Here is a 13182-nt window from a genome sequence, read left to right as displayed (position 1 = left end):
GACGGCGGGCGCCCGGACGGGTGACGACCGGGCGATCGTACGCCCGGGTGATCGTATGCCCGGAGATCGCGAACATATGGCGTTCGAGTGACGTCGCCAGGGAGGACGCTCGCAGAACGTCACCGGTTGCGTGTCCGGCCACCGTCCGGCACTGGGGGGCATGACAACGATGACGACGGGGCTCGTGCGCGCCGGGAAACGGGCGGGGGAACCTCTGAGTGGCGAACCCACTGAGCGAGGGAACCTCTACTCAGGAGGCGATCACCGTCTCCACGCCGCGCTTCCGCACCGGGCGCGCAGTCCGTTGAACGTGGGCGGGCACTCGGTCTGCGGGGCTACGCCCAGGCAGGCGCGGGCGACCGCGGAGCGGTGGTGCCAGATGCCAGATGACGGTGAACGGCGGCAGCGGATCGGCGCAGAGATCCAGTGCGTCCCCGCAGGGCACCCGCAAGGGCTCGGTTCCGGGTCCCTCAGCGGCCTGCTCACGGGGTGCTTCGGAGCGGGGGCGGGGTAAGCGGGATGGTTGCCCTCCGTCCTCCTCCGCACGCCCTCCGGGAAGCCGGGGCGTGCGGGGATCACCCGGCGTCGTACGCCACAAGGGCGCACACCGGGGGACGCATGGTCCGCTACCAGCGGCGATCCGCCTCGAACGGCCGGTCGGTGCGGACGATTTCACGGCCGAGGGGCAGCAGCGCGACGGGGATCAGCTTGAAGTTGGCGACGCCGAGCGGGATGCCGATGACGGTGAGGCACAGGGCGACACCGGTGACGATGTGCCCCAGGGCTATCCACCAGCCGGCCAGGATCAGCCACAGGGCGTTGCCGACGAGCGAGGGGGCTCCGGCGTCGTTGCGCTCGATCGTGGTGTAGCCGAAGGGCCACAGGGCGTAGATCCCGATACGGAACGCGGCGATGCCGAACGGGATGCCGATGATGGTGAGGCAGAGGAGCAGCCCGGCGACGAAGTAGCCCAGGAACAGCCAGAGACCGCTCAGGATCAGCCAGATGATGTTGAGGAGTGTCTTCACTGGTAGCGACCTGCCATCTGCTCTAGCCGGGCGATGCGCTCCGACATGGGCGGATGGGTCGAGAACATCCTGGCCATGCCCTGCCCGGGACGGAAAGGATTCGCAATCATCATGTGGCTCGCCGTCTCCAGCCGCGGCTCGGGCGGCAGCGGGAGCTGACGGGTACCCGCCTCCAGCTTGCGCAATGCGCTGGCGAGTGCAAGAGGATCACCGGTGAGCTGGGCACCGGAGGCGTCGGCCTCGTACTCCCGGGAGCGGCTGATGGCGAGCTGGATGACCGAGGCGGCCAGCGGGCCCAGGAGCATGATCAGCAGGTAGCCGAGGATGCCAGGGCCTTCGTCGTTCTCGTCGCGGCCGATGGGGATCAGCCAGGCGAAGTTCACCAGGAAGATGATGACGGACGCGAGGGCGCCGGCCACGGAGGAGATGAGGATGTCGCGGTTGTAGACATGGCTCAGCTCGTGCCCGATGACGCCGCGCAGCTCGCGCTCGTCCAGGATGCGGAGGATTCCGTCGGTGCAGCACACGGCGGCGTTCCGGGGATTGCGGCCGGTGGCGAACGCGTTCGGGGCCTCGGTCGGGGAGATGTAGAGCCGGGGCATGGGCTGGCGGGCCTGGGTGGAGAGGTCGCGGACCATGCGGTAGAGGCCGGGCGCCTCGAACTCGCTGACCGGGCGCGCGCGCATGGCGCGCAGGGCCATCTTGTCGCTGTTCCAGTACGCGTACGCGTTGGTGCCGAGCGCTACGAGGAGCGCGACGATGAGCCCCGTCTGCCCGAAGAAACTGCCGATCAAGACGATGAGTGCGGACAGTCCCCCGAGGAGTACAGCGGTCTTGAGCCCGTTGTGCCGGCGGTGCACGGTGCGCCCTCCTGTGTGGTGCTGCAGGGACCTCTGCCTACTGGTGCCACGGTCCGGTGGACCCTCTGTACGAATGAACGCCAGGCGTGTGGTTCTAGTTCCCTGATACCGGGGGTCGCGGGGCGCGGATGTCCGGCTGACCGGCGCATCCGTCACGAGGCCGTCGCTATCGCCTGCCACTGGGACAGCCACGGAACGGTCGCTGGGACACGCACTGAAACCGGCGCTGGAACGGGCACTGGAACGGGCACCGGAACACGCACTGGAACAGGCGCTGGGACACCCGCCGCGGCAGTCACCGCGACGGCCGCAGCGGCCCCCGCGCGGACGCCGTGGGACGGACCCTCAGAAGAGCCCCATCGCCGAGAACCGCAGCACCAGCTGCGGCGCCCCGGAGAGCACCACCGCCAGGACCGCCGCGAGGGCGAGCGCCGCGGCGAGCGGCGCCGGCACGGCGGCGGGTGCGGTGGCGGTGCCGTCACTCCCGGTACGGCCACTCCCGGTGCCGTCGCCCCCTGTGCCGTCATCGCCGGTAACGTCACTCAGAGTGCCGGCGTCCCCCCGGCCGACCTCCCTGGCGACCCCTCTGGCCTCCTCCCGTGGCTGCGGAGACCGGAAGAGCAGCGCCGTCCATTGGAGGTAGTAGTAGAGCGCCATCACGACGTTCACGGCCATGATCGCCGCGAGCCAGCCGAGGCCGGCGTCGACCGCCGACGAGAAGACGGTGACCTTCGCGAAGAGGCCGATCACGCCGGGTGGCAGCCCGGCGAGGCAGAGCAGGAAGAAGGCCAGCAGGAGGGCGGTCAGCGGTCGCCGTGCGTGCAGGCCGCGGTAGTCGGCGAGCCGGTTGAGGGGACTGCTCCGGGCGACGAGCGCGGCCACGGCGAACGCCCCCAGGTTCACCGCCGCGTACATCAGGGCGTACGCGACGGTGGAGCCGACGGCCCGCTCGGGGTCGTCGCCGTAACCGGCCGCCGCGATGGGCACGAGCAGGTAGCCCGCCTGCCCGACCGACGACCAGGCGAGCAGCCGGACCGCGCTGTACGCGCGCGTGGGCCGCTGCCGAAGCGCTGCGGCGTTGCCGGCGGTCATGGTGAGCGCGGCGAGGACGGCGAGCGCGGGGCCCCACACGTCGGCGTAGGACGGGAACGCCTCGACGGTGACCAGGATGAGCCCGGAGAAGCCGACCGCCTTGCCGGCGACGGAGAGGTAGGCGGCGATCGGCAGCGGGGCGCCCACGTACGTGTCGGGCACCCAGAAGTGAAAGGGCACGGCGGCCGTCTTGAAGGCGAAGCCGACGAGGGTGAGCGCGACGCCGGTGGCGGCGAGGGTGTGCAGCCGGCCGTCGACGCCGGGGAGCCGGGTGGCGATCTCCGTCAGGTAGAGGCTGCCGGTCGCCGCGTACACGAAGCTCGCCCCCATGAGCGTCACGGCGGTGGCGGTCACGGACGACAGGAAGAACTTCAGGGCCGCCTCGGCCGAGGTGCGCTCGCCGCGCCTGAGGCCCACGAGGGCGAAGGCGGGCAGGGACGCGACCTCCAGGGCGACCACCAGGGTGGCCAGGTCCCGGGCGGCGGGCAGCAGGGCGGCGCCCGCCGCGGAGGACAGCAGCAGGAACCAGTACTCGCCGTCGGGGATGGCGGCCTCCCGCCTGCCCGCCGTAGGGGTCCCCTTGGCGGCTGCCGAGCCGTCGGCGCCATCGCGTCCCGCCCCGGCGTCCCGGAGCGTGCTCACCGACAGCAGCGCGGCCAGCAGTGCGCCGCCCAGCACGAGGAACTGGACGACCAGCGTGAAGTGGTCCGCGGTGTAACTGCACGCCGCGGGGTGGCCACCGCGGCAGAAGGCGGACCGGTGCCCGGCCCGCAGCGGCAGCAGGGAGAGCCCCGCCAGGGCGAGGCCCGCGACGGAGACCCAGCCGAGGACGTGCTTGCGGCCCTCGTCGGTGAAGAGGTCGGCGACAAGCACCACCAGGCCCACCAGCGCGGCGATGGTGGGAGGCGCGATGGCCTGCCAGTCGATGGACTGCACGACTCCCGCGGCGGACTCGGTCACTTGGGGCCTCCTGCGAGGAGCTGCTGCACGGCCGGGTTCGTCAGGCCCAGGAGGGCGGCGGGCCAGAGTCCGGCGAGGACGGTGAGGGCGACCAGCGGCGTCCAGGCGGCGAACTCGTGCCCCCGCACGTCGGGCAGCTCGGCGAGCACCGGGGCGGGCCCGCCGCCGGCCGTTCCGGCACCGGTGCCCTCAAGGCGGCCGGGGCCCATGCAGACGCGGCGCACGACGACGAGCAGGTAGGCGGCTGTGAGCAGGGTGCCGAGCCCGGCCAGGGCCATGAAGGTGAGGTACGCGGGGCGGCTGAGGCCGTCGGCGGGCCGGAACGCGCCGAACATGGCCAGCATCTCGCCCCAGAACCCGGCGAGGCCCGGCAGTCCCAGCGAGGCGACCGCGCCGAACGCGACAAGACCGCCGAGCCGCGGGGCCCTGCCGTAGAGCGCGGCGCCGGAGTCCTCGGCCAGGGTGTCGAGGTCGGTGCTGCCCGTGCGGTCCTTCACGGCCCCGACCAGGAAGAACAGCAGGCCGGTGATGAGGCCGTGGGCGACGTTCGCGAACAGCGCGCCGTTGAGCCCGGTCGGCGTCATGGTCGCGATGCCGAGCAGGACGAAGCCCATGTGGCCGACGGACGAGTACGCGATGAGCCGCTTGAGGTCGCCCTTCGCGCCGGCGCGGGCCAGGGCCAGGCAGGCCAGCGACCCGTAGACGATGCCCGCGACGCCGAAGGCCGCGAGGTAGGGCGCGAAGGTGTGCATCCCGTGCGGCGCGATCGGCAGGACGATCCGCACGAACCCGTACGTGCCCATTTTCAGCAGGACACCGGCGAGCAGCACCGAGCCGACGGTGGGCGCGGCCGTGTGCGCGTCGGGCAGCCAGCTGTGCAGCGGCCACATCGGCGCCTTCACGGCCAGCCCGAGACCGATCGCCAGAACGGCGATGACCTGCACGGACGCGCTCAGCCCCCGGCCGTTGTCAGTGGCGAGTGCCACCATGTCGAAGGTGTGGGCGCGAAGCCCGACCAGCAGCAGGCCCAGCAGCATCACGACGGACCCGAGGAGCGTGTAGAGGACGAACTTCAGGGCGGCCGCCTGCCGTCCCTCGCCGCCCCACCGGCCGATGAGGAAGTACATCGGGACGAGCACCGTCTCGAAGGCCAGGAAGAAGAGCAGCAGGTCGAGGACGGCGAAGCTGGCGAGCGTGCCGGTTTCCAGCAGGAGCAGCAGCGCGACGAAGCTCCGAGGAGAAGGGGCGGACGGGGCTGACGGGCCCTCGGGCGGGCGGGCGTAGCTGTGCAGGGCGCAGAGGAAGGTCAGCAGCGCGGTGAGGAGCAGGAGGGGGAGGGAGATGCCGTCGACGCCGATGTGGAAGTGGATGTCCAGCGCCGGGATCCAGCTCACGTCCGTGCTGGCCTGGATCGTCGAGGGGTGGTCGCGGTCGAAGCCGAGCGCGAGGACGATCGCCGCGATGAGCACGGCCCCGGTGACGGTGACGCCGTGCCGCAGCACGGCCTGCTCGGGTGACCTGCCCTTCAGCCCGGGCGGCGGTGGCAGCAGGGCGGTCGCAGCACCCAGAAGCGGTCCGGCGACGATCAGAACAAGCAGGGCCTGCATCACGGACGAGCTGATATCGATCACGGCTGCTCACGCTCCCGTGGTGGCGACGAGGACGACGGCGATGGCCAGCACGGCGGAACCGGCGAGCAGGGCGCTCAGGTAGGTCTGCACGTTCCCCGTCTGCGCGCGGCGCACGGCCGTGCCCAGCAGCCGCGGCAGCGCGCCGGCGCCGCGTACGTACGTCTCGACGACCTCGCGGTCCAGGAAGCGGACCAGCCGGGCCGCGGCCCGCACAGGGGCGACGAGGAGCGCCGCGTAGGCGCCGTCGAGGTGGAAGCCGGCGGCGGCGTGCCGGTGCAGCGGGCCGAGCAGCAGCCGGCCGGGGTCGGCGGGGTCGTCCGCGGCGGCGACGCCCCCGTAGATCGGTGTGTGCGCGGCGATGGCCTCGGCCTCGACCCAGCCGGCGTCGGCGTCGCGTTCGGCGGCGACGGCCCCGAGCGGGACGCGGGCGGCCAGGGCGGTGGTGTGCCGCCAGGCGCCGTAGGCGACGAGGCCGCCGGCCAGGGAGAGGCCGGTGCCGAGGACGGAGGTGGTGAGGGCGGGGGTGAGGTCGGCTCCGCCGAGCCAGTCGGGCAGCACACCGGTGGCGAGGCCGAAGGCGAGGGAGGGGATCGCGAGCACCCAGAGTACGGCGTTCATGGTCGCGGGCTGGCTGTCGTGGTCGGGGGCGTCGCCGGTGCGCCCGCGGAACGCCAGCAGCCAGAGCCGGGTGGCGTAGGCGGCCGTGAGCAGAGCGGTGATCATGCCGGCGACGAGCACGATCCACCCGGCCGCACCGGGCACGCTCCCGATGCCGGGCCCGCTCGGCAGGCCCGCGTCGTGCGCGCCGATGGGGCCGGCCTGGCCGGTGGCGGCGTGCTCGGCGGCACCGAGCACCGCCTCCTTGGAGAAGAAGCCGCTGAACGGCGGGATGGCGGCGAGTGCCAGCAGCGCCACCGTCATCGTCCAGTAGGCGTCGGGGACGCGCTCGCGCAGGTTCCGCATCCGGGACATGGCGGCGAGCGAGTTGGTGCCGGCGGCGTGTATGACGACGCCCGCTGCGAGGAACAGCAGCGCCTTGAAGGCGCCGTGCGCGAGGAGGTGGAAGACGGCGGCGGCCCGGTCGCCGACGGCGAGGGCGCCGGTCATGTAGCCGAGCTGGCCGACGGTCGAGTAGGCGAGGACGCGCTTGATGTCGTCCTGTGCCAGCGCGGCCAGCGCGGAGCCGGTCATGGTCACGGCGGCCAGCACGGCCAGCACGACGAGCGCGGCCGCGGAGGCGGCGAAGACGGGGAGGAGGCGCGCGACGAAGTAGACACCGGCGGCGACCATCGTCGCGGCGTGGATCAGCGCGGAGACGGGCGTGGGGCCCGCCATCGCGTCGGGCAGCCAGGTGTGCAGCGGGAACTGCGCGGACTTGCCCGCGACTCCGGCGAGCAGCAGCAGCGCGATCAGCGTGGGGTGGCCGAGCCCGCCGCGGGCGACGGTGTCCAGGACGGTCGTGATGCGGAAGGACCCGGCGTCCGCGGCGAGCGCGAACAGCCCGATCAGGAAGGGGACGTCGCCGAGCTTGGTGACCAGGAACGCCTTCAGGGAGGCGGCGCGTGCCTCGGGCGTCTCCCAGTAGTGGCCCACCAGGAAGTACGAGCAGATGCCCATGACCTCCCAGCCGACCAGCAGCACCATCAGGTCGCCCGAGTAGACGACGAGCAGCATCGCGGAGGTGAACAGGGAGACCAGGGCGGCGTACGAGGAGTAGCGCGGGTCGTCGCGCAGATAGCCGGTCGAGTAGATCTGCACGCAGGTGGCGACGAGGCCGACCAGCACGGCCACGAGCACGGCGAAGCCGTCGAGGTGCAGGGCGAGGTCGATGGGCACCGAGCCGGTCGGGGTGAGCCGGGTGGCGGCGTCGAGGGGGTGCCCGCCGCCCTGGCGTGCGGCCACCAGCACGGCGAACACCGTCGAGATCAGCGTGGGCAGCACCGCCACCGGGCGTACGTAGCCCGGCGCGACCCGGCCGATCAGCAGCCCGGTCACGGCGCCCAGGAACGGCAGGAGGGGGACGAGTACGGCGAGAGTGGTCGTGGTCACGCGGTGGCCTCAGTCCTGTGTGCCGTCCGTGCCGGTGCCGCCGGCACCGCGGCGTCGTCCTCGTCGTCGCCGTCGTCCGGCGCCGCGGCGTCGTCGCCGTCCCGCGTTGCGGCGGCGCCTTCGTCGTCGTCGGGGCCGGGCTCGGCGGTGTCGCGGAGCCGGTCCACGTCCGACGTGCCGCGCCCGCGGTGGACCATCAGGACGATCGCCAGGCCGATGCCGATCTCAGCGGCGGCGATGGCGATGGTGAAGAGGGTCAGCGCCTGCCCGGAGTGCAGCCGGTCGCGCAGCCAGACGTCGAAGGCGACCAGATTGAGGTTGACGGCGTTGAGCATCAGCTCGACGGCCATCAGCACGAGGATCGCGTTGCGGCGGGCCAGCACTCCGTACACGCCCACGGAGAAGAGGAGGACGGACAGCGTGGCGGGGAAGACGAGGTGCATCAGCGGCCGCCTTCCCGGGGTGCGGCCGGCGGAGCCGTGCTCGACCGAGCCACGTCCGACGGGGCCGTGCCCTGCGAGGGCGTTTGCGACGCGGGCATCTTTGACGAGGGCGTTGGCGACGACGGCGTTGCCGGCGAAGGCGTTGCCGGCGAAGGCGTTGTCGACGAGTGGCTTCCCGGGGCGGCCGGGTTGGGGCCGGGGAGTGCACCTCGCGGGGCGGCCTCGGAGGGCGTCCTGCGGGAGAGGGCGATGGCGCCGACGAGGGCCGCGAGCAGCAGCACCGAGAGTGCCTCGAAGGGCAGTACCCAGTGCCGGAAGAGGCTCGCTCCGGTGACGGCGGTGGAGCCGGCGGCCGGTCCGTCCAGGTCGATCCACGTCGTCCGGAAGGCGTCCGCGACGACCCACACCAGGACGGCGGCCGAGGCGGCGGCGACCACGAGCGCGGCCCAGCGGTTGCCCGAATCCGCGTCCGGGGAGCGCCCTATGGGGGCCTTGGTGAGCATCAGCCCGAAGAGCAGGAGGACGACGACCGAGCCGACGTAGATGAGGACCTGCACCCAGGCGATGAACTCGGCCGTGAGCAGCAGGTACTCCACGGCGATGCCGCCCAGGGCCGCCACCAGCCACAGGGCGGCGTGGACTATCTGCTTGGTGGTGACGGTGACGATCGCCGCCCCGAGGGTCACCAGGCCGACGAGGACGAACGCGACCTCGGCGCCCGTCGGCGAGAGGAACCCGTGGGTCTGGGCTGCGAGGCTCACGTGGCTCCCTCCGGGGGCTCCTCGGGGGGCGTGCGCCGGCCTCCGTGGCCCTCGGCAGGGGATCCACCGGAGCCGCCGGGGCCGGCCTCGGCCGTGGATCCACGGGAGCCGCTGGGACCGGCCTCGGCCGCGGGGCCGCCGGCGCCCGGACCGGACTCGGCGGCGAGCCGGTCAGCGGTCTTGCGGGCGGCGGCGAGTTCCTTGGGCTCCTCAGCCGCCGGGTCGAGGGCGGGCGGCGCCGGGACGGTCCACATCCAGTCGCGCAGCTTGTCGCGCTCGTGGGTGAGTTCGCGGATGTCGGTCTCCGCGTACTCGAACTCGGGCGACCAGAAGAGCGCGTCGAAGGGGCACGCCTCGATGCAGATGCCGCAGTACATGCACAGGGCGAAGTCGATGGCGAACCGGTCGAGGACGTTCCGGCTGCGCTCGCGCCCGCCCGGAGCGGCGGGCGGGACGGTCTCCTTGTGGGAGTCGATGTAGATGCACCAGTCCGGGCACTCGCGGGCGCACAGCATGCAGACGGTGCAGTTCTCCTCGAAGAGCCCGATCACACCGCGGGTCCGGGGCGGAAGGGCGGGCAGCACGTCCGGGTACTGCTCGGTGACCGTCTTCCGCGTCATCGTGCGCAGAGTGACGGCGAGTCCCTTGGCGAGGCCGGAGCCCGGGATACGGGACCGGGCGGGCCGGCCGGAACGGCCGGGCCCCGCGGAGGGGCCGGACCCCGCGGAGGGGTCGGACTGCTCGGACGGGTCGGACCCGGGGGACCGTGACGGCTCCGTCATTGCTGGATCACCACCTTGACGACTCCGGTGAGGGCGATCTGGGCGAGGGCGAGCGGGACCAGCACGGTCCAGGAGAGCTTCTGGAGCTGGTCCTCGCGCAGCCGGGGGTAGCTGACGCGCAGCCAGATCACAAGGAAAGCGAGGACGGCGGTCTTCAGCAGGGTCCACACCCAGCCGAGTCCGTCGCCGCCCCAGGGGCCGTGCCAGCCGCCGAGGAAGAGGACGGTGGTCAGACCGCACAGGACGACGATCCCGGCGTACTCGGCGAGCAGGAAGAGGGCGAACCTGAGCCCCGTGTACTCGGTGTACGCGCCGAAGATGATCTCCGAGTCGGCGACGGGCATGTCGAAGGGCGGACGCTGGAGCTCGGCGAGCCCGGAGACGAAGAAGACCACCGCGCCGACGATCTGCCAGGGCACCCACCACCAGGCGAACGCGTCGAGGATGCCCGGCAGCGACAGGGTCCCGGCCGCCATGGCCACCGAGGCGGCAGCCAGCAGCATCGGCAGCTCGTAGGCGAGCAGTTGGGCGGCCGTGCGCAGGCCGCCCAGCAGGGAGAACTTGTTGGCGGAGGCCCACCCCGCCATCAGCGACCCGAGGACCCCGACGCCCATGACGGCGAGCACGAAGAAGATCCCCGCGTCGACGACCACCCCCACGGCGCCCTCTCCGGGCCCGACGGGGACGGCTATCAGCACCAGCAGATACGGCAGGAGGGCGACGGCGGGAGCGAGCTGGAAGACGCGCCGGTCGGCGTCCGCGGGGACGACGTCCTCCTTCTGCGCGAACTTCACGCCGTCGGCGACGAGCTGCGCCCAGCCGTGGAAACCGCCCGCGTACATCGGGCCCAGGCGGCCCTGCATGTGGGCCATCACCTTGTGCTCGGTCTGGCCGACCACGAGAGGGAGTGCGAGGAAGACGACGAAGACGACGAGGAGTCGCAGGACGACGTCGAGCACGCCGTTCACTCGGTGCCTCCTCGGGGGGCCTCGCCGTTCTCCGTGCGGCCCGGGGCCGGGGTGTCGTCGTCTGCGGGGGGTTCGGGGAGCGTCGCGTTCTCGCCTGTGCCCGTGGTTTCGGGGAGCGTCGCGATCTCGCCTGTGCCCGTGGTTTCGGGGGGCGTGGTGCCTTCGTCCGTACCGGTGGTTTCCGGGGACGCGCTGCTCTGCCCCGTGCCGGTGATTTCGGAGGGCAGGGTGCCCTCGTCCGTACCGGTGCTCCCGTCCGTGCCGGTGCTCCCGTCCGTGCCGGTGGTTTCGGGGGACGCGGTGCCCTCGTCCGTGCCCGTGCTCCCGGAGGACTTCGCGCCCTCGCCGGCGTCGGTGGCTTCGGAGGACCTGGTCCCCTCGTCCATGCCGGCACCACCCGGCGCCGCGGCGCCACCGCCCGTGCCGCCCCCCGGCGCCGTGCCACCCTCCGCCTCCGCCGTGCCGGCCCCGTCCGGTGTCCCCGGAGGCTCGTCGGACGTGGGACGGGCCTGGTGCCAGGGGGCGTCGCCGGAGGGGCGGTTCGGGGCGGTGTCCTCGCCGGTGCGTTGCGAGGCGGAGCCTTCGGAGGCGCTACGCGCGCGTCGGGGGCGGGTACCGCCGCGGGCCGGGCGCCCGGCGGCACCGGTGGCGCCCGGGGCGGCCGTCTCGTCCGTGGCCCCCGCCGTGCCGCGTGCCGGGCGGTCGCCGGCGGTCCGCGCGGCCCCGCGCGCGGGGCGGGCGGGAGCGGCGGGCAGCGTGCCCTTCTGCGGGCCCCACTCGTTCGGGTCCGGGACGCCGGGCGGCAGCATCTGGCGGCGCCGCGGGCCGCCGTGTCCGGACTCGCCGGGCTCCTTGGCGCCCGGCCAGGCCTTCACCACGCGCGCCGCCAGCACGAAGTCCTTGCGCAGCGGGTGCCCCTCGAAACCGTCGGGGAGCAGCAGCGGCACCAGATGGGGATGGCCCTCGAAGCCGATGCCGAACATCTCGTGGGTCTCGCGCTCGTGCCAGGCCGCGCCCGCGTACACGTCGACGGCGGATGCCAGCGCCGGCGCCTCGTGCGGCACCGTGGTGCGCAGCAGCAGCCGGCGCACCGGGGCCAGCGCCACGACATGCGCCGCCACCCGGAAGCCGGCCTCGGGCTCGTCGACGGCGCTGAGCCAGTCGAAGAACGTGCAGCCGAGCACGGAGTGCGCCGTCCGCAGGGCCGCGGTCCAGGAGGACGGCGGCACGTCCACGGTGAGCAGTTCGTACGCCTCCTCCGCCGTGGCGTCGGCTCCGAAGAGCTCGGCGACGGGGGCGGTCAGCCAGCCGGTCACGGCGTGCCCTCTCCGGGCGCACCGGGCCCCGGCGGCGGCTTCGTGAGGCCGCTCTGCAGCTCGGCGGCCGACGGCCGGGCCGCGGGGGCACCGGCACCGCCCGCACCGCGGCCGTACCGCTCCCCCAGCGACTCGCGTGCGATCTTCTCCTGGAGCTTGATGATCCCCTGGAGCAGCGCCTCTGGCCGGGGCGGGCAGCCCGGCACGTAGACGTCAACGGGGATGATCTGGTCGACGCCCTTGGTGACGCAGTACGAGTCCCAGTAGGGCCCGCCGCAGTTGGAGCAGGCCCCGAAGGAGATCACGTACTTGGGCTCGGGCATCTGCTCGTACAGCCGCTTGACGGCGGGGGCCATCTTGTCGGTGACCGTGCCGGAGACCACCATCAGGTCGGCCTGGCGCGGCCCCGGAGCGAAGGGGATGACGCCGAGCCGGATGAAGTCGTGCCGGGCCATGGAGGCGGCGATGAACTCGATGGCGCAGCACGCCAGCCCGAAGTTGAAGACCCAGAGGCTGTAGCGGCGGCCCCAGTTGAGGACCACCTTCATGGGCTCGGGGGCCAGACGGGCGAGCGCGCCGATCCGACCGCCGGGCTCCACGGGCAGGCGCACCGGGTCGGGCAGGGAGACGGCGGTGCTCCCCGAGCCGCCGGCAGGGGCGCCCGAACCGTCAGCAGGGGCACTCCCGCGGCCCTCAGGGGCACCCGAGCCGTCAGCGGGGGCACTAATGCGGCCCTCAGAGGCTCCCGCGGCATCGGCGAAAGCGCCCGCGCCGTCGGCGGAGGCTTCCGCGCCCGCGCCGTCGGCGGAGGCTTCCGCGCCCCCGCCGGAGGCGCCCGCCTGGGCGGCACGGTCGGCTGGCCGGTTCACATCCATGTCAGCACGCCCTTCTTCCAGGCGTACAGCAGGCCGACGGCGAGGAACCCGAGGAAGACGAACATCTCGACCAGTGTGGTGACCCCGTAGCCGGGCGCGGCGAACACCGTCGCCCAGGGGAAGAGGAAGACCGAGTCGACGGCGAAGATCACGTACAGGAAGGCGTAGACGTAGTAGCGGACCTGGGTGTGTGCCCAGCCCTCCCCCACCGGGTCGACGCCGCATTCGTACGTGAGCAGTTTCTCGGGGGTGGGCACGACGGGCCGCAGCAGCCGGCCGGCGCCGAACGCGACGGCGACGAACAGCACGCCCACCACGGCGAGCAGCCCGACGACGGAGTACGAGTGGAAGTAGTCCGCCGCGAGCACGGTCGGTTCCGGCACTTCCGCCCTCGCTCCCTGGCCTGATGACCCCCGG

At 73.1% G+C, this 13182-nt stretch carries 12 protein-coding genes; all 12 read right to left on the bottom strand.

Annotated elements, in window-relative coordinates:
• Positions 1-626 precede the first annotated feature (626 nt).
• The gene (locus Sm713_RS02425) at positions 627-1028 is read right to left on the bottom strand and encodes a YccF domain-containing protein (RefSeq protein ID WP_212908050.1); all 402 of its coding nucleotides are present in this window, start codon (positions 1026-1028) and stop codon (positions 627-629) included.
• Positions 1025-1888, bottom strand: coding sequence for a zinc metalloprotease HtpX (gene htpX / locus Sm713_RS02420; RefSeq protein ID WP_212908049.1), 864 nt, complete (start codon positions 1886-1888; stop codon positions 1025-1027). Before htpX ends, Sm713_RS02425 begins: the two co-directional genes overlap by 4 nt.
• A 345-nt stretch (positions 1889-2233) precedes the next feature.
• Entirely contained in the window at positions 2234-3940 is a 1707-nt protein-coding gene (locus Sm713_RS02415; protein WP_212908048.1) for an NADH-quinone oxidoreductase subunit N, read from the bottom strand.
• A complete protein-coding gene (locus Sm713_RS02410) occupies positions 3937-5571 on the bottom strand; it encodes a NuoM family protein (protein WP_212908047.1) in 1635 nt (544 codons plus the stop codon). Before Sm713_RS02410 ends, Sm713_RS02415 begins: the two co-directional genes overlap by 4 nt.
• A 6-nt stretch (positions 5572-5577) precedes the next feature.
• On the bottom strand, positions 5578-7620 hold the full coding sequence (locus Sm713_RS02405; protein WP_212908046.1) for an NADH-quinone oxidoreductase subunit L: 2043 nt from the start codon (positions 7618-7620) through the stop codon (positions 5578-5580).
• A complete protein-coding gene (nuoK, locus tag Sm713_RS02400) occupies positions 7617-8063 on the bottom strand; it encodes an NADH-quinone oxidoreductase subunit NuoK (protein ID WP_212908045.1) in 447 nt (148 codons plus the stop codon). The genes Sm713_RS02405 and nuoK overlap by 4 nt, the downstream gene beginning before the upstream one ends.
• A complete protein-coding gene (locus tag Sm713_RS02395; protein ID WP_212908044.1) occupies positions 8063-8824 on the bottom strand; it encodes an NADH-quinone oxidoreductase subunit J in 762 nt (253 codons plus the stop codon). The genes nuoK and Sm713_RS02395 overlap by 1 nt, the downstream gene beginning before the upstream one ends.
• A complete protein-coding gene (locus tag Sm713_RS02390) occupies positions 8821-9444 on the bottom strand; it encodes a 4Fe-4S binding protein (protein WP_249416492.1) in 624 nt (207 codons plus the stop codon). Before Sm713_RS02390 ends, Sm713_RS02395 begins: the two co-directional genes overlap by 4 nt.
• A 158-nt stretch (positions 9445-9602) precedes the next feature.
• Positions 9603-10574 (bottom strand): complex I subunit 1 family protein, encoded by a 972-nt coding sequence (locus tag Sm713_RS02385; RefSeq protein ID WP_212908043.1) that lies wholly within the window; start codon positions 10572-10574, stop codon positions 9603-9605.
• Positions 10571-11890, bottom strand: a complete 1320-nt coding sequence (locus tag Sm713_RS02380) for an NADH-quinone oxidoreductase subunit C (RefSeq protein WP_212908042.1) — start codon at positions 11888-11890, stop codon at positions 10571-10573. Before Sm713_RS02380 ends, Sm713_RS02385 begins: the two co-directional genes overlap by 4 nt.
• Positions 11887-12513: an NADH-quinone oxidoreductase subunit B gene (locus Sm713_RS02375; RefSeq protein WP_212911727.1), complete on the bottom strand. Its 627-nt coding sequence runs from the start codon at positions 12511-12513 to the stop codon at positions 11887-11889. Before Sm713_RS02375 ends, Sm713_RS02380 begins: the two co-directional genes overlap by 4 nt.
• 242 nt (positions 12514-12755) lie before the next feature.
• A complete protein-coding gene (locus Sm713_RS02370) occupies positions 12756-13148 on the bottom strand; it encodes an NADH-quinone oxidoreductase subunit A (RefSeq protein ID WP_212908041.1) in 393 nt (130 codons plus the stop codon).
• Positions 13149-13182: the final 34 nt, after the last annotated feature.

The sequence above is a fragment of the Streptomyces sp. TS71-3 genome, assembly GCF_018327685.1.
Classification (GTDB): Bacteria; Actinomycetota; Actinomycetes; order Streptomycetales; family Streptomycetaceae; genus Streptomyces.
This window is presented reverse-complemented; position numbering and strand designations above follow the sequence as displayed.